We start from the raw sequence: 16,883 nt of genomic DNA, 5'->3' as shown, positions 1-16,883 counted from the left end.
TTCTAATGTAGCCAAGGAAGTTTCACAAAAATAATCCGTATAAAATGCAACCCTTATATACCATTTAAACTATACAAACCCCGCTTCTAATCAACCAACACAGTACCAATCACTTACTAAACAATTTTATATGAATATATTCCAAGAAACAGCACTATATTTTCGCATAGTAGATCATAGAAACAGCAAAAAGATGAACATATACGTACTATTCCCCTTATAAGTAGCCTTTTTTAGGCCTAGAAGCGGTGGAACATACCATTAAAAGTCACATGACTTTACCCCATGGTAAAAGCTGTAAGGCGTTGTTCCCTGGCCCAGAGAACTTGAGGCGCACACCTAACCACTGGTCAACTTCAGCCTTCGGCTCCCTTAGTTTGCAAACAAGCAGAGACCAATAAGCAGAAAAGGTTATCTTTACAAACCTTATACAAAAAGCCAGCTACTAATAACATCGGCTTACAAGAAGATACAGAACAATGAGTGTTACATTTGATGATTTCAACCTACAGCCCGACCTACTAGACGGGATTCGGTCTATGGGTTATAAACAAGCCACCCCTATTCAGGCGCAGGCTATTCCGCACATATTAGAAGCTAAAGATTTAATTGCCTGCGCCCAGACAGGTACCGGCAAAACGGCGGCATTTCTGGTGCCCATATTAAGCAAGATCACCGAGGCTAAATTTGATTTCACCAGCACCCTTATACTGGTACCTACCCGTGAACTGGCCAAACAGATAGACGACCAAGTGGAAGGGCTCAGTTACTTTACCGGTGCTACTTCCATTGCCATTTACGGCGGCAACAACGCCCAGAACTGGGACCAGCAGAAGAAAGCCCTCACCAGCGGCGCCGATATCATTGTGGCTACGCCTGGCCGCTTAATTGCGCATATGCAGATGGGCTACGTGAAGCTGGAACAACTCAAGTACCTGATTCTGGACGAAGCCGACAAAATGCTGGACATGGGTTTCATGGATGATCTGATGAAGATTATCTCCCAGTTGCCCAAAGAACGCCAGACCCTCATGTTCTCGGCCACCATGCCGCCCAAAATCAGAACTTTCGCGAAGCAGATTCTACAGACGCCTGAAGAAATAAGCCTTTCCATCTCTAAACCGGCCGCCAACATAGACCAGCGCATTTACCTGGTGTATGACAACCAGAAACTGCGGGTATTGCAGCACATTCTTAAAGATACCGAGGTGCAGACCATGATCCTGTTCACGTCCCGTAAAAACGCCGTGAATGACATTGTGCGCTCTTTGCAGAAAATGGGCTTTGAAGCCGAGGGCATCAGTTCTGACCGCACCCAGGATGAGCGTGAAGCTACCCTGCAGCGTTTCCGGAATAAGCAATTACAGGTGTTGGTAGCCACAGATGTGATGTCGCGCGGCATTGACGTGGACAACATCAGCCACGTGGTGAACTTTGATGTGCCCCAAGACGCCGAGGACTATGTACACCGCATTGGCCGCACGGCTCGCGCTGGCACCAAAGGCATGGCCATTACCTTTGTAAGCGAGCAGGACCAGGAACGTTTAGTGAAGATAGAGAAACTGATTGAACGCGAACTTCCCAAATTACCCCTGCCCGAAGGCGTAGGCGAAGGTCCCGCTTTTGACCCGGTAGGCAACAGCAAAAGAAACAGCCGTGGCGGAAGGCCGGGTGCTCCCGCCGGCAGAGGCGGAAGACCTGACGGTAACCGCTCCGGAGGTCCTCGCCGCGAAGGCAGCGGCTCCAGAGACAATAACCGCAGAAGAGACGGCAAACCCCGCACCGAGCGTCCGGCCAGTTCTGCGGCTCCAGCCGAAGGAACTGCTCCCCGTCCGCCCAGAGTAGAAGGACAACCACAAACTCCCAGAGTTGAAGGCGAAGCCGTAAAACGCAAGAAGAAGCGCAGAAAGAAGCCAACCACCCCCAAAGCAGCAGAAGGCGGACAAACAGCATCTTCCACGCCAACTTCTTCGGCTGAGTAGATTATTGGTACACTTCCTTTATACTGAAAATGGGCTGCTTTCTGGAAAGCAGCCCATTTTCGTTTTTGTATCTCGCACGCGTCCCGCGCGTGTGAGTTACTTGCGGCGTCCCGCCGCTAAAGAATGTATTGATCGCTTTTATTTAAAAAGCCCAACTCGGCCAGAGGCCGATAGTAGCTCACACGCGCGGGACGCGAGCGAGTGTTCTGTTCTAGTTTATTATTACCACTCCTGGACTATCCATAAAATGAAAAGAGGCTGTTTTCTACAAAACAGCCTCTTTTCATGTAATACCTTATCTATCCAGCAGCAAGCCAATGCCCAGCAAGAGCACAAAACACAGCGTAGAGAGCGCCATTTGCTTTAACAGAGGGTCTAACTCAGTGGGCGTTTGCCTGCGTTTCACTTCGCGGCCGTTGTAGAGCAGCATGGGCAAGGCTCCCAGGAAAAGCCAGGGCCAGAGCGTGGCATTCTCGCGCACTACCACAAAAAGGGCCGCACAGATGATGCCCGCCAGTAACAGCACCCAATGGTACCGCCGCGCCCGTAACGCGCCCAACCGCACCGGCACCGACCGTTTGCCCGCCAGTTCATCTGACTTGACATCTCGGATGTTGTTTACGTTCAGGACCGCCGCCGAAAAAAAGCCGAGGCTGGAGGCAGGCAGTAATAGTTCAGAGAAGATCCGTTCGGTTTGCAGAAAATACGTGCCCATCACCCCTACCCATCCGAAGAAAAAGAACACCGAGATGTCTCCTAATCCGGCGTAGCCGTACGGTTTTCCGCCGTTGGTATAGCTGATGGCCGCCCAAATGGCCCCTACTCCCAAAAGCAGGAAAAACAGGAACAGGTACAATCCCGACGTGCCTAGCGCCACCCACAGCAACCCTATGCCAGAAACCAAAGAAAGCAGACTGAACACAATGATAGCCGTCCGCATCTGGCCGGGAGAAATCTGCCCGGCCTGCACGGCCCGTTTGGGACCTTCGCGGTATTGACTGTCGGCACCGTGTTTGGTGTCGCCGTAGTCGTTGGCCAGGTTGGAGAGAATCTGGAGGAACAGGGTGGTCAGGACGCACAACAGCAACACCGGCCACCGGGAAAGATGGTCGGCGGCAGCCAGAAAACCGCCCATGCCAATACAAGACAAGGAGAGCGGCAAGGTCCTCAACCGGAAAGCGGACACCCAGGTGCCCGCCGTCGGTCGGTTTATTGCCGTATTTACTGAATCCACTTAAAAATGCTTAGCTGTTGATGTCACGCAGCAACTCCTCGCTTAGAGGAGATACTTTGGAGGGGTAGAATTTAAGGATTTTGCCATCTTCGCTGATGAGGTACTTGCAGAAATTCCAGGATGGCGCGCTGGTGTTGCTTCCGTTGGCTTCTTTGCTGGTCAACCACTTGTACAAAGGTTGCTGCTCGGCCCCAATTACAGAGGCTTTCTGGAAAAGCGGGAACGTTACCCCGAAGTTCTTCTGGCAGAACTGGGCAATCTCTTCGTTGCTGCCCTTTTCCTGGCCGCCAAAGTCATTGGCCGGAAAGCCCAGCACCACTACTTTGTCGCCGTGCAGTTTGTGGAGTTTCTCCAGGTCGGCGTACTGCGGGGTAAAGCCGCACTCAGAGGCTACGTTCACAATCAGCAGTTTCTTGCCTTTGAATTGTTTCAGGCTGGCATCTTTCCCGTCAATGGTCTTCAACGGAATGTCATAGAGCGAAGGAGCGGTAGTTGCGGTGTTCATGGCGGTAGAAGTTGGGCTCTCTTGCGACGTGGCTGCGGGCGTGGCGCAGGACGTTAGGAGAGACAGTGTGAATAGAGTTAAAACTTGTAGCATAGTAGCGTTGGTTAATAGTTCCTAAACCGCCCTGCCTGAATTATGTTCAGAATGGAGCGTGTGTTATGTACGAATTTGTTTGTTTCTAGGCTTCTTTCCTCAAAGAGGCCCAGAAACACCTTCCTTTTCCTGTCCTTTCTTTCATGTTAAACATACTTCTCGCTCGCCTCTGGCGAGTGTGAGCTACCTGCGGCGTCCCGCCGCTTTGGGTACATTTATTCAAAACAAGCAGAGAAACAGCCAGAGGCTGTAGGTAGCTCACACTCGCCAGAGGCGAGCGAGTGAAATCCTTACCCTAGCCTTTGGAGGCATCAATTCCTGTTCTAGGCTCGGTTTACTGAAAGTAAGCTATAATCGCGTACCAGGCAAGTTACATCCTGTCTGGCACGGCAATGCCTAGCAAACTCATGCTGTGCTTGATGGTCTTGGCAACTTGCCCCGACAGCGCAATTCTGAAGCTCAGCACCTGGGCATTGGCTTCCTGGAAAATAGGAACTTCGGTATAGAAACGGTTGTAGGCTTTGGCTACGTCAAACGCGTATTGCGCAATGATGGACGGCGCGTAGTTACGGGCGGCCTCGTCAATGATAGAATCTGCGTAGTTCAGGAGTACCAGCACTTCGCGCTCGGTTTCGTGTAGGGCTTCTACGTCAGCAAACGCTTCCGCGCCAGACGTGATGCCCAACTCTTTGGCTTTGCGCTGAATGGCGGCGATACGGGCATGGGTGTACTGGATGAACGGCCCGGTGTTACCTTTGAAATCAATGGATTCCTCGGGGTTGAAGAGCATCCGTTTCTTGGGATCTACTTTGAGCAGGAAGTACTTGAGCGCGCCCATAGCCAGCGTGTGGTAGAGTTGCTGCGCTTCCTCTGCCGTAAAACCGTCAATCTTGCCCAGTTCATCGGTTTTTTGGCGGGCGGTATCAATCATTTCCTGCACCAGTTCGTCGGCGTCTACCACGGTTCCCTCGCGGGACTTCATCTTGCCGCTGGGCAGGTCCACCATGCCGTAAGAAAGGTGGTAAATGCCGTCGGCGTAGGGTTTGCCCAACTTCTTCAGAATGGCTTTGAGTACCTGGAAATGGTAATTCTGCTCATCGGCCACCACGTACACGCTCTGGTCATAGTGGAAATCCTGGTATTTGAGTTCGGCGGTGCCGAGGTCCTGTGTGATGTACACCGAAGTGCCATCGGCGCGAAGCACCAGTTTTTCGTCCAGGCCTTCTTCCGTGAGGTCAATCCAGACAGATCCGTCGGCTTTTTTGAAGAACACGCCTTTTTCCAGGCCTTCTTCTACGCGGTCTTTGCCCAGCAGATACGTACCGGACTCGTAGTAGAACTTATCGAAATCAACGCCAATGTTTTTGTAGGTTTCATGGAAGCCTTCGTACACCCAGCCGTTCATCTTCTCCCAAAGGGCAATGGTGGCAGGGTCATGCTGTTCCCATTTCTGGAGCATTTCCTGGGTTTCCAGCATCAAAGGAGCCTGCTTTTTCGCTTGCTCTTTGTCCATGCCCTGGGCTACCAGTTGGTCAATTTCCTGCTTGTAGGCTTTGTCGAACTCCACGTAGTACTTACCCACCAGGTGGTCGCCTTTGATGTTGGCGCTCTGCGGCGTTTCGCCCTGCCCAAATTTCTCATAAGCGATCATGGACTTGCAGATATGGATGCCGCGGTCGTTCACCAGATTGGCTTTTACCACGTCATGACCGGCCGCTTTCAGAATCTCGGCCACCGAGTAGCCCAGGAAATTATTCCGTAAGTGACCCAAGTGCAGCGGTTTGTTGGTGTTAGGCGAGGAATACTCCACCACCACTTTCTGCTTTTGCGCTGTTTTTGCCGAAACAACCCCAGAAACCTGCTCTGCAAATTGCTGAAGCCAAACGCTGTCTTTGATTTCAATGTTCAGGAAACCTTTGACCACGTTGTAACCGGCTACTTCTGCCGCGTGCTGCGTCAACGCCTCGCCTAAGGCTTGGCCAATTTGCTCCGGGCCTTTTCCCAGCGCCTTGGTCAAGGGAAAGGTGACAAACGTGAAGGTACCGGCAAACTCCTTGCGGGTGGGTTGCAGGTTGATTTGTGCGGCAGCGAGCGTATGTTGAAAAGTATGTAGCAGCGCCTCGCTGATGGCTTGGGCTATCTGAGCTTCTAATTGTTTCATAGATAAGTTATGCGGTAGCCTCTGAACGGGCTTCCTGGTTCAGCCGCGTTACAATGGTCTGCGTTGTATTCTCTAGTATTTCAAAGGCGTTTTGCGCCATGGTGTTTTCGGCGTCCAGGGTGGGGTTGATCTCCACCATCTCAAAGCAAACTACTTTGGGGTGACTGACCAGATGCTGGCACAGCTCTTTGGCCTGCTCCACGTTGAGCCCCACCTCTACTGGCGTGCCCGTTCCCATGGAAAATTTGGAATCCAGGCTGTCCACGTCAAACGACACGTAGATGATATCGCAGTCTTTGAGGCGGTGCAACGCTTCTTCGGCTACCTGTGGTACGCCCTTGGCGATGACCTCTGGGTACGTGAAGTTTTTGATGTTGTGCTTGTCAAACAGATAGACCTCGGGCTTCTCGTAGCTGCGGGTCACTATATAGACAATGTGCTCATGCTTGATTTTAGGGTCTTCGGTGCCTACTCTTTTCAGTGACTCCCAGAAGAAAACGGTTTCGGGGTCTGGTTCATTCACCTGGCAGTCTTTGTTGTCTTCGGCCAGAGAAACCGCCAACGGCATGCCGTGCATGTTCCCGGATGGCGTGGTGTAGGGCGAATGGATATCGGCGTGGGCGTCTACCCAGATCACGCCCAATGTTTTGTCTGGGTAATGCGCTTTTATACCAGCAATGGTGCCGCCTGCGTTAGAATGATCACCGGCCAGTACCAACGGAAACATTCCCAGTTCCAACGTATGCTCCACGGTAGAGCTTATGCGTTTATAGGTCTGCAGAATGCTGTCTATGTATTTGGCATGTGGAAAAAGGTTTTTCTCAAACATGACATCATTGAAGTTGGGCACCTCAACGGAGGTAAATCGCTTGAAATAATCTGATCCTTTGTTCAGGCAAGCGATTTTGAGGGCATCTACCCCCAGACTAGCACCTCTCTTGCCCGCACCCAGCTCAGATTTCACTTCAATTAGTCTGATTTTTTTCATTTGAAAGAGAACCTAGTTTTTGCAAAGATGGTAAATAACTAACAATTTCGCACGTCATGTGCTTCTCTGAAGCGTTAACAATCTAATGGATAAATACACCGATCTCATTCACCAAACTTTTGATTTCCCTACGGAGGAATTCACAGTTCATAATAACGAACTCTATTTCAACGGTATTCCCATGATGGACCTGGTGAAGCAATACGGTACGCCGCTGCGCCTCACCTACCTCCCTAAGATATCTTCCCAGATTCAGAAGGCCAAGATCCTGTTCAAGGAGTCTATGCAGAAGCTGAATTACCAGGGAACCTACACGTATTGTTACTGTACGAAGTCCAGCCACTTCTCTTTTGTTTTAGAGGAGGCCCTGAAGAACGACATCCACATTGAGACGTCCTCTTCCTTTGACATGCCTATTATTAAGGCCTTGTATGAGAAAGGCAAAGTAGACAAGAATATTTTTGTGGTGTGCAACGGCTTCAAACGCGAGCTCTACCGCAACCACATCACCAGCATGATCAATGACGGGTTCAAGAACATTACGCCCGTGCTGGATGATCTGCACGAGATTGATTACTACCAGGGCTATATTGAAGACACCTGCCAGATAGGCATACGGTTGGCCTCTGATGAGGAGCCGAAGTTCCAGTTCTACACCTCACGTCTGGGTATCAACTACAATGACGTGGTGGGACTTTACGAAAGCAAGATCAAGGACAACCCTAAGTTCAAGCTCAAAATGCTCCATTACTTCATCAATACGGGCATCAAAGACACGTCTTACTACTGGTCAGAGTTGAGCCGTTTTGTGCACAAATACTGCGAGATGAAGAAACTGTGCCCCGACCTGGACACCATTGACATTGGCGGCGGCTTCCCCATCAAAACCTCTATTCAGTTCGACTACAATTACCGGTACATGATTGAGGAGATTCTGCGTACCATCCAACGCATCTGCCGTGAGGAAGGCGTACCAGAGCCTAATATTTTCACTGAGTTCGGGATTTATACCGTGGGCGAAAGTGGTGCACACATTTACTCTATTCTGGACACCAAGTTGCAGAATGACAAAGAGTTGTGGTACATGATTGACGGCTCATTCATCACCAATCTACCCGACACCTGGGCCCTGAACCAACGCTATATTCTCATGGCCCTTAACAACTGGGACAAAGACTACCAGCGCCTCAACATTGGCGGTCTCACTTGTGACAGCCAGGATTATTATAACTCTGAGATGCACTCCTTCCAGGTATTCTTACCTAAAGTAAAGAAAGATCAGCCAGAACCGCAGTACATTGGTTTCTTCCACACGGGCGCATACCAGGAAAGCCTCAGCGGGTATGGTGGTGTGAAGCACTGTCTCATTCCGTCGCCGCAGCACGTGATCATTGACCGCGAAGCAGATGGCACCCTCAAGTCATGGGTTTTTGCCCCAGAGCAAAACGTAGATTCTATGCTTCAGATTTTAGGATATAAGGATTAAGAAATATTTCACCAAAAGAATAATAATCCTAAACAAAAGCCGTAGATTTGAAGTAAGATATCTTATATGTTGTATTAATAATTATATGAAGAACATTTTTCTACTAACTACTATCTGTGTGTTGGGCTTTGCCTCTTGCAAATCGGCTACTTGCCCGGCCTATTCTCAAAAATCTGACCGCTCGGTAGAGTCAAAAGCGATGGCGAAGGCTATGGCAAAAGCTCCTACAACTAACAGAACGAGTAGATAACGTTCTTCTGACACTATATGATCGTATTGAAGCCCCGGAAGTTATCTTCCGGGGCTTTCCTTTTTCAGTAGATGCTGGGTTGACGTCCTTCCATCTTTTCACCCACGTAAATTGACTGTCTGTTTAATGCCTCTTTCTGGGAAAGAAGCTTTAAAACAAGTTTCAACCCTTTCAACGCATTTATAAGCATATCAAGTTAGGCTCCCGTCTAAAGACAGCAGAAAAATGGATCAGGTCGCTTTCCCTTTCTTGCCAGGGAATAGAAGGTTTACGAATTGTCCAATTCAAAATAGGCTTATCCGTTAAACTTTCACTGTTTGAGCTACTATCCACTGGGCGGCTTCCAGTAAATCTACTTTTTGGTTTACGTGGGTACCGGGTGTGTGCGGCCCTACCAATACTGCTGCTATCCCGCATTTAGTGGCAGCCTGCACATCGCGGGGCTGGTCTCCTACCAACCAGCATTCCGATGGTTCTACGTTGAATTTGGCCATGGCCCGTTCCAGCATCAAACTATCTGGTTTTCTGGAAAGCGACTCAGAAACCGAAGGGTGCCCCGGCGCCATATACAAGGCATCTAGCACATTACCGCAGGCGGCTTGCAGTTTATCATGGCAGGCCAGCACCTCTTGTTTCGTGTACAATCCTTTGGTGATACCCGCCTGGTTAGTGACCACAATCAAGAAGTAACCCTTTTCTTTGAGTAGCCGCAAGGCCTGGGGTACGCCCGCACATACCTCAAAATCTTCTGTTCGCCAGGTATAGTCTCCCCTTTCCACGTTCAGGACGCCGTCCCGGTCCAGGAAAACCGCTTTTCTTTTCTGGTTTTGTTTCTGCTCTTCCATGGGGTCAAAAATAAGGAAACCTGACTGGCTCCGGGTAGAAAACCGCTTTTGCCTTACTTTCCTTAAACTGGATAGAAAACGTATTGGCCGCTCTTGCGTACGTTAGGACAACTCATTTTGTCCCCCACATGCGCGTAGCCATCATAGGAGCAGGAATTTCAGGACTGGCATTGGCTTACTATCTTCAGAAGCTAGGGGTACGCTATGACCTTTTTGAAAGCGAACCTCAGGTGGGCGGCGTTATCAAAAGTGTCAAGCAAGGTGCCTACCATCTGGAACTTGGTCCGCACTCTCTGCAACTGAACGAGGAACTACAGGAACTGCTGCAAGAACTGAAGCTGGAAGAAGAAGTGATACGCCCGGCCACCAAAAACCAAGATTACTACATCAGGAAAGACGGCGAGTATTACTGCATTCCGTCTTCTCCGCGCCGCTTGCTGTTAAATTCCTTCTTCCATTGGCGCACCAAACTCAAAATCACGCAGGAAGCGACCTTGCCGCCGCAGGAAGTACCGGAAGAAACCATCAGCCAGTTTTTCCACCGCAGGTTTGGGCAGGAAGTGGTAGATTATTTGGTAAAACCCGTGGTAGCGGGCATTTACGGCGGCGACCCCGACAAACTTCTGCTGGAGAAAACCTTTCCGGTTTTGAAGGAAATGGAAACCACGCATGGTTCCGTCTTAAAGGGCTTGGACTTGCAGCTGGATTTGCCCAGAAAGCAAACTGTGTCGCTGCTCAACGGGTTACAGGCGCTCCCCGAAGCCATTGCCTCCAAGCTGGTGTCTTTGCACGTAGATCATAAAGTGGAGATGATCCATAAGGTGAAGGGAAAGTACATGCTCAGCATTCAGCATGACATGGAAGGTCTAGCCGATGAGGAGTTTGACGCGGTGGTGATTGCTTTACCGGCCCACGCGGCCGCTGAGTTGCTGGACTACACCACTCCTGGCCTGGCCGCCGCGCTGCACAATGTTTCTTATGTTCCGCTTACCGTGGTACATACCGCGTATAGAAAACATGCGGTGGGTTTCCCCTTAAATGGCATTGGCGCTTTGCATCCACAGCGCGAGCAGCCGTTCAGTTCAGGAACGGTTTGGAGCAGTTCGCTCTTTCCCCGCGTCTGCCCAGATGATGAAGTCTTGTTTACTTCTTTTGTGGGCGGGAGCCAAGCGGCCGAGTACGCCCATCTGCCCGAGGCTGAGATCCTGTTACGGGTACACGAAGAACTCACCCACAACTATGCTATCGCAGCTAAACTACCCGCCTTCCAGCATTGTTACCAATGGCCCAGTGCGCTTCCGCAGGCAGACATGTTCATCACAGATGTGCATCAGCTCCTGAACTTACTGGAAGAAGATCATTTGTATGCCTGTTCCAACTGGGTGACGGGGCCGTCAGTCCCAGATTGTATCTCTTATGCGAAACAGTTAGCGCAAAAAATATTTTCCCAACGCCCTTCCCTCCTGTAAAACCTTATAGATTATATTTGAGGGATGAAAGAGTCCGTGGTGGTCATCCCGACCTACAATGAAATAGAAAACATAGAAGCCATTATCCGCAAGGTTCTTTCACTTCCCCACCCTTTTGATCTTCTTATTGTAGACGATAATTCCCCAGACGGCACCGCCGAAGCGGTCATAACTCTCCAGAAGGAGTTCCCAGATCGGCTTCATCTGGAACAGCGTAAAGGCAAACTAGGACTGGGTACCGCGTACATCCACGGGTTCAGATACGCGCTTCAGAAGGGTTATACCTTCATTTTTGAGATGGACGCCGATTTCTCCCATAACCCCAATGATTTGATGCACCTCTACAATGCCTGTGCGGTGGAAGGCTATGACTTATCCATTGGTAGCCGGTACAGCAGTGGAGTGAACGTAGTCAATTGGCCTATGAGCCGGGTGCTTCTCTCCTATTTTGCGAGCCGGTACGTGCGCCTTATCACGGGTATGCCTATTCATGACGCTACTGCTGGTTTCAAGTGCTACCACCGCCAGGTACTGGAGACCATCAACTTGGACAAGATCCGGTTTATAGGTTATGCCTTTCAGATTGAGATGAAATTTCTCACCTACAAATTTGGGTTCAAGATAAAAGAGGTGCCCATCATCTTCACAGACCGCACTAAAGGTCAATCTAAAATGAGCAAAGGCATTATCAGAGAAGCTTTTTTGGGCGTGATTCAAATGAAAGTGAGCAGTTATTTCAGACGATTTGCCCGCTAAACTTCGTTCCTGTTTCAGAGGCCTTTTCTGGTAAACAGCATCAAAACGGAAGCATCCTTACCGTGTTCTCATGGTTTTGCGGTTGTTTCGGCGTATCTTTCATTTTCAATCTTGGGATAGTGTACTCCATTTGTGGTAATTGACTACATCTCAACGTATACCTTCTGCCCTATAACCTATCTTAAAAACCGTGAAGACAGATATCTTATTTTGGGTTGGGTTTAACGCTTTTGTTTTGCTTCTGCTTGCGTTAGACTTGTTCGTGTTCCACCGTAAAACACACGTAGTAAAGATTAAAGAGGCGCTGCTGTGGAGCGCCTTCTGGATCATTCTCTCGCTGGGCTTTAACGTGCTGATTTATTTCTGGCGAGGCAGCGGCCCGGCCTTGGAGTTCTTAACGGCCTACCTCATTGAAAAATCTCTGAGTGTAGACAACCTGTTTGTCTTCATCCTGATTTTCAATTTCTTTCATGTTCCTGCAGCAGTGCAGCACAAGATACTTTTTTGGGGTGTCTTAGGGGCCCTGTTCTTTAGAGCCATCTTTATCCTGGTGGGCGTGACGCTTATTGCCAAGTTCCACTTCATCATTTACATTCTGGGTGGCTTCCTCATCTTTACGGGCCTTAAAATGGCTTTCTCCAAAAGTGATGAAGAGATAGACCCTGAAGCTAACCCAGTGGTAAAATTTGTGAGTCGGTACGTACCAGTGACCAGCAAGCATCACGGCGACAAATTCTTTGTGAAGATTGATAAAACCCGGTTTGCCACCCCGCTGTTTCTGGTGCTGATTATGGTTGAAACCACAGATATTGTGTTTGCGGCAGATTCTATCCCAGCTATTCTGGCTATCTCCAAAGACCCATTCATTGTGTACACTTCTAATGTATTTGCCTTGTTGGGTTTACGGGCACTATACTTTGCTCTAGCGGGTATTATGCAGTTGTTCCATTACCTGCACTATGGTTTGTCCCTTATTCTGGTGTTCATTGGAGCCAAACTGGTGCTCTCAGATGTATTCCATTTAGATATGCGAATCGCCCTTGGTGTAGTGGCCTTCATACTTGCTACTTCGGTTATCCTTTCCTTGCTCTTCCCGAAGAAGGATGCCCCGGTAGTTCCCCTTCAAGACCCGGAAGAAGGCTCTCTTTCTTAAGTTGCTTGCTAGGTGATGTTGACGGCTTTGGTTCTGTTTTGAAGCTGCTTTGGGAAAAACAGCTTTAAAACAGACTCACCAAGACAAGTTTATAGACTGAGTACTCTATAAACTGTCTTAGATAAAGCGTTTTAAGGCTGATTTCGTTAAAACATCCCCCAAACACTCTAAGACAATCAATTAAATAACAGCTTCAATTTTCAGGTCATAAAAAAGGCAGTGTCTCTCAGAAACACTGCCTTTTTTATGACCTTTACTCTATCTTAGAAATCTAGCAGATCTATGGGTGCCAGTTGCAAGGTATCCATCATCTGTATTTGTGTGGTATCTGGTTTAGGAATGATAAAGCTACCCGCTCTTCCGTTTAAATTCACATACGAAGAGACACCCGCATGTTCTGAGGGTGAGATCAAGCCCCTTTTCAGCATGATGCCGCTAATCAGCTTGAAGAAGTAGCGTGGGTATGCCCGCAAGCCGCCGTAGACATCAAAATAGGTTCTGTATTGCTTTGGTTTAGGGACTATACTGGCCAGAAACAGGCTTTCCTCCAAGGTTAACTGGCTGGGCTCTTTAGAGAAGTAAAAACGTGACGCTTCTCTCACCCCATATACATTAGGGCCCCATTCTATGATGTTCAGGTACACCTCAAACATGCGTTCCTTTGAGGTAAGCCGAAGGTTTTCAATTATCCAGACAATAAGCGCTTCCTCTACTTTCCTGGTGATGGTTTTCTTTCTGGTTAGGAAGGCGTTTTTCACCAATTGCATAGAAATCGTACTTCCGCCCCGCACAAACGAATTTTCTTTGATGTTGGTGATGAGGGAATGACGGAAAGCCCCTTCATGAAAGCCTTTGTGCGTTAAGAAGCGAGGATCTTCGGCAGTTAAGATAGCATACTTGAGGTAGTCTGGAATTTGGTTATAAGGCGTGAAGTTAGGATTGGATGGTCCCACCTTGAACGTTCTTACTACTTTGTCCTTCTCATACACCGTATGCGTGAATTCCTGATTCAGTTTACGCAGGTCATTCTCCCCGAAATCCGTAATCTGAAAGTTTTGTGCATCCAAATCAGAATCAAACTTCAGGCTATCTATTCTAGCCATGTCTACGTAGAAGTTCAGCTTATACTTGAATGTGCCGGTAGCCTTCAGGCCCTTGAACGTGTCAAATAATCCGGGAGGCAATGATCCGAACAAATCATTGGCTGGAATCTCTGGTGAATCTACTTTGATTCCAATCTTACGCTTAGGAACCGTCTCATAAGTTATCTGCGGGTAGAAAACGGCTTTGTTAATGCGTACTTCAGATTCAGGCTCCAACGCATAATAGTGCTCACCTAAAGTTAGCACATACTTCATGGCTCCATTCTGTACCGTTACATTCTCATCGGCTATCTTCGGGTGGTTTAGCACTAGCCCGTAAGCACTGGACTCTCCCCTTATAGTTAGCTGATTACCCTTAAATACTTTGTCTGTAATGCTTAAACTAAGGGTGTCAAACCGCATGGTGGCACCAAACTTCTGCTTTATATAAGGCACCTCAATACTTCCAGACTGGTTATCGCCGTAGAACTTAGCAGCAAGCAGGTATTTGGCAGGATCTATAACCCCCTTTACAAACATGGTATTTGTCACAGCCTCGGCAGTGATGGTCATACGGGCATCAATCTCTCCATCTTCAATTAAGAGCGTCGGTAATTTCATGCTGATGGTTCGGCCATCATTGGTAAACAATACACCCAAGTTTCTGAAGTTTACGCCATCTGGTACGTTTTCAAAAGCGGTCTCAATCAATCTGTTCAGCAAAGTACCGTAGTTCGAATTTTTGCCTGTTGGATCTGCGGCTTTGCCGGTATCTTGCTTTTTATAGAGAAAAGAGAAATTATCTGTACTATCTTGCTTGTAGGCAGTTATATCTCCATTGGCAACATCAAACTGTTTGAAAACCATTCTCCCCAGAAAGAGCGACCTAAAGCTGACCGTAGCTTCCACTGTGTCAATCTGCAGCAACCTGGGCTGGCCCTCGGGCAGCAAAGCAATATCTGTTACTAAAACTGTATTCAGGTCTAAAAAGCTTGCTTTGCCAATCTGAAGTTTAGCCGGGTACTTGTTCTCTACCTTCTGAATAACTTTTGCAACTGCATACTTAAGTATTCTTTCCCGGTTTATCAGGAAAGCGACAAAGCTAATAATGAGTAATGAGGCGAACACCCCTAATCCAATCAGGAACTTCTTCCTATTCCTGACAAAAAAATCTGTGAACTTAGACAAGGTGCTTTCTTTGGTTAGTTATACGATGGAGTATCATGCAAACTTTACTCCAACTTGCAAAAGTAATGCATTCTATGACACTGTAAAATGCAATATGATGCAAGACGATAAATACGCGGACATCTGGTCAAGGTTTAGTAAAAGAAACACGAAAACTCACTGTATAAGTTCTGGCAGTTAGACGTTCTGATCTTCCTTTATATCTTTGAGTAAAATATTTCCCTATGAATTTAAATGCCCTTACTGCTATTTCTCCCATTGACGGTAGGTACCGCGGGCAGGTAGCACCACTTGCTGAGTATTTTTCTGAGTTCGCACTCATTAGATATCGGGTACTGGTAGAAGTAGAATACTTTATTTCTCTCTGTGAACTTCCCCTTCCTCATCTAAAAGGCATAGACACCAATCTTTTTGCTTCCATGCGAAGCATTTATGAAGACTTTTCCATAGAAGATGCCCAAGTCATTAAAGAAACAGAGAAGATCACGAACCATGATGTAAAAGCGGTAGAGTATTTCCTGAAGGATAAACTGGAGAAACTAGGAATTGGTGAGCAAAAAGAATTTGTACACTTTGGCCTCACCTCCCAAGATATAAACAACACAGCTATTCCCATGTCTCTGCAAAGAGCCATTCAGATGGAGTATTTACCATATCTCTTTCAATTAAGAGACACGTTAGCCGCACTAGCAGTAGAATGGAAAGAAGTTCCTATGCTAGCCCATACCCATGGACAGCCTGCCTCCCCAACCAGATTAGGCAAAGAGATACAGGTCTTTGTGGAACGCTTAGAACAGCAACTTCTTTTATTAAATCAAATTCCCTTCGCAGGGAAATTTGGTGGTGCCACAGGAAACTTCAATGCTCATTATGTTGCTTATCCAGAAATTGATTGGGTTAGTTTCGGAAATACCTTCCTCAAAGAAAAGCTTCTACTGCAAAGAAGTCAGATAACAACTCAAATCGAGCATTATGATCACATGGCTGCTCTCTTTGATAATATCAAAAGGATTAACACCATCTTGATTGACTTTGCCCGTGATCTATGGCAATACATCTCTATGGGATATTTCAAGCAGAAGATTAAGGAAGGAGAGATTGGATCTTCTGCCATGCCCCATAAGGTTAACCCTATTGACTTTGAAAACGCAGAGGGAAATCTAGGAATGGCAAACGCAATCTTAGCGTATCTGTCCGAAAAATTACCAGTTTCCAGACTCCAAAGAGACTTAACCGACTCTACTGTATTAAGGAATATAGGAGTTCCTCTATCACATTCCTTGCTCGCTCTAAAGTCTCTGCAAAAAGGAACTGGTAAACTCCAGTTGAACCAGGAAGCATTAACCAAAGATTTAGAAGACAATTGGGCAGTGGTAGCCGAAGCCATCCAAACGGTACTAAGAAGAGAAGGCTACCCAGCTCCTTATGAGGCCCTGAAAGGCTTAACAAGAACCAACGAGAAAATAACGGAAGCCTCTATTAAGAACTTCATTGACACTCTTAACATAAAAGAGGAACTGAAAACAGAGTTAAAAGGAATATCCCCTTTCAATTTTACTGGTATTCAGCTGTTCTAATTCAGTTTTCAAGCAACTCTTAATCCCCTAAACACAGAAGCGGGTACTCTTTCTCAGAGTTACCCGCTTCTGTGTTTATAGACTAATCTCTCTAACATACTTATTACTAATAAT

At 47.7% G+C, this 16,883-nt stretch carries 12 protein-coding genes; 6 read left to right on the top strand and 6 right to left on the bottom strand.

The features are described from left to right. Positions 1-479 precede the first annotated feature (479 nt). Positions 480-1,982, top strand: a complete 1,503-nt coding sequence (locus ACY0JR_RS14440) for a DEAD/DEAH box helicase (protein WP_462634813.1) — start codon at positions 480-482, stop codon at positions 1,980-1,982. Positions 1,983-2,277: 295 nt separating this feature from the next. Here ACY0JR_RS14440 and ACY0JR_RS14435 read toward each other — a convergent pair whose 3' ends face one another. The 4 genes from ACY0JR_RS14435 to ACY0JR_RS14420 form a co-directional block, all read right to left on the bottom strand. Then, positions 2,278-3,216, bottom strand: a complete 939-nt coding sequence (locus ACY0JR_RS14435) for a 1,4-dihydroxy-2-naphthoate polyprenyltransferase (RefSeq protein ID WP_462634812.1) — start codon at positions 3,214-3,216, stop codon at positions 2,278-2,280. A 10-nt stretch (positions 3,217-3,226) separates the two neighbouring features. Next, the gene (locus ACY0JR_RS14430) at positions 3,227-3,814 is read right to left on the bottom strand and encodes a glutathione peroxidase (RefSeq protein ID WP_462634811.1); all 588 of its coding nucleotides are present in this window, start codon (positions 3,812-3,814) and stop codon (positions 3,227-3,229) included. 370 nt (positions 3,815-4,184) lie between these two features. Further along, the gene (argS, locus tag ACY0JR_RS14425) at positions 4,185-5,975 is read right to left on the bottom strand and encodes an arginine--tRNA ligase (protein WP_462634810.1); all 1,791 of its coding nucleotides are present in this window, start codon (positions 5,973-5,975) and stop codon (positions 4,185-4,187) included. Positions 5,976-5,982: 7 nt separating this feature from the next. After that, positions 5,983-6,963 (bottom strand): arginase, encoded by a 981-nt coding sequence (locus tag ACY0JR_RS14420; RefSeq protein WP_462634809.1) that lies wholly within the window; start codon positions 6,961-6,963, stop codon positions 5,983-5,985. A gap of 85 nt (positions 6,964-7,048) precedes the next feature. Here ACY0JR_RS14420 and ACY0JR_RS14415 point away from each other — a divergent pair, with 85 nt between their 5' ends. Next, positions 7,049-8,449: a type III PLP-dependent enzyme domain-containing protein gene (locus ACY0JR_RS14415; RefSeq protein ID WP_462634808.1), complete on the top strand. Its 1,401-nt coding sequence runs from the start codon at positions 7,049-7,051 to the stop codon at positions 8,447-8,449. A gap of 552 nt (positions 8,450-9,001) precedes the next feature. Here ACY0JR_RS14415 and ACY0JR_RS14410 read toward each other — a convergent pair. Next, positions 9,002-9,544: a D-glycero-alpha-D-manno-heptose-1,7-bisphosphate 7-phosphatase gene (locus ACY0JR_RS14410; RefSeq protein WP_462634807.1), complete on the bottom strand. Its 543-nt coding sequence runs from the start codon at positions 9,542-9,544 to the stop codon at positions 9,002-9,004. A gap of 128 nt (positions 9,545-9,672) precedes the next feature. Between ACY0JR_RS14410 and hemG the strand changes: the two genes are divergently transcribed. The 3 genes from hemG to ACY0JR_RS14395 all read left to right on the top strand — a co-directional run bounded on the left by hemG (position 9,673) and on the right by ACY0JR_RS14395 (position 12,922). Further along, entirely contained in the window at positions 9,673-11,013 is a 1,341-nt protein-coding gene (gene hemG, locus ACY0JR_RS14405) for a protoporphyrinogen oxidase (protein WP_462634806.1), read from the top strand. Between the two features lie 24 nt (positions 11,014-11,037). Further along, complete coding sequence (locus ACY0JR_RS14400) at positions 11,038-11,769, top strand: polyprenol monophosphomannose synthase (RefSeq protein ID WP_462634805.1); 732 nt, start codon at positions 11,038-11,040, stop codon at positions 11,767-11,769. A gap of 190 nt (positions 11,770-11,959) precedes the next feature. Next, the gene (locus tag ACY0JR_RS14395; protein WP_462634804.1) at positions 11,960-12,922 is read left to right on the top strand and encodes a TerC family protein; all 963 of its coding nucleotides are present in this window, start codon (positions 11,960-11,962) and stop codon (positions 12,920-12,922) included. A 263-nt stretch (positions 12,923-13,185) separates the two neighbouring features. Here the strand turns inward: ACY0JR_RS14395 and ACY0JR_RS14390 are convergent, their stop codons facing one another. Further along, positions 13,186-15,192 (bottom strand): transglycosylase domain-containing protein, encoded by a 2,007-nt coding sequence (locus ACY0JR_RS14390; RefSeq protein WP_462634803.1) that lies wholly within the window; start codon positions 15,190-15,192, stop codon positions 13,186-13,188. A 224-nt stretch (positions 15,193-15,416) separates the two neighbouring features. Here ACY0JR_RS14390 and purB point away from each other — a divergent pair, with 224 nt between their 5' ends. Beyond that, positions 15,417-16,769, top strand: a complete 1,353-nt coding sequence (gene purB, locus ACY0JR_RS14385; RefSeq protein WP_462634802.1) for an adenylosuccinate lyase — start codon at positions 15,417-15,419, stop codon at positions 16,767-16,769. Positions 16,770-16,883 lie beyond the last annotated feature (114 nt).

It is taken from the genome of Rufibacter sp. JT3400010, assembly GCF_054956755.1.
Note: the sequence above shows the minus strand (reverse complement) of the source record. Positions and strands in the feature narration are given on the sequence as shown.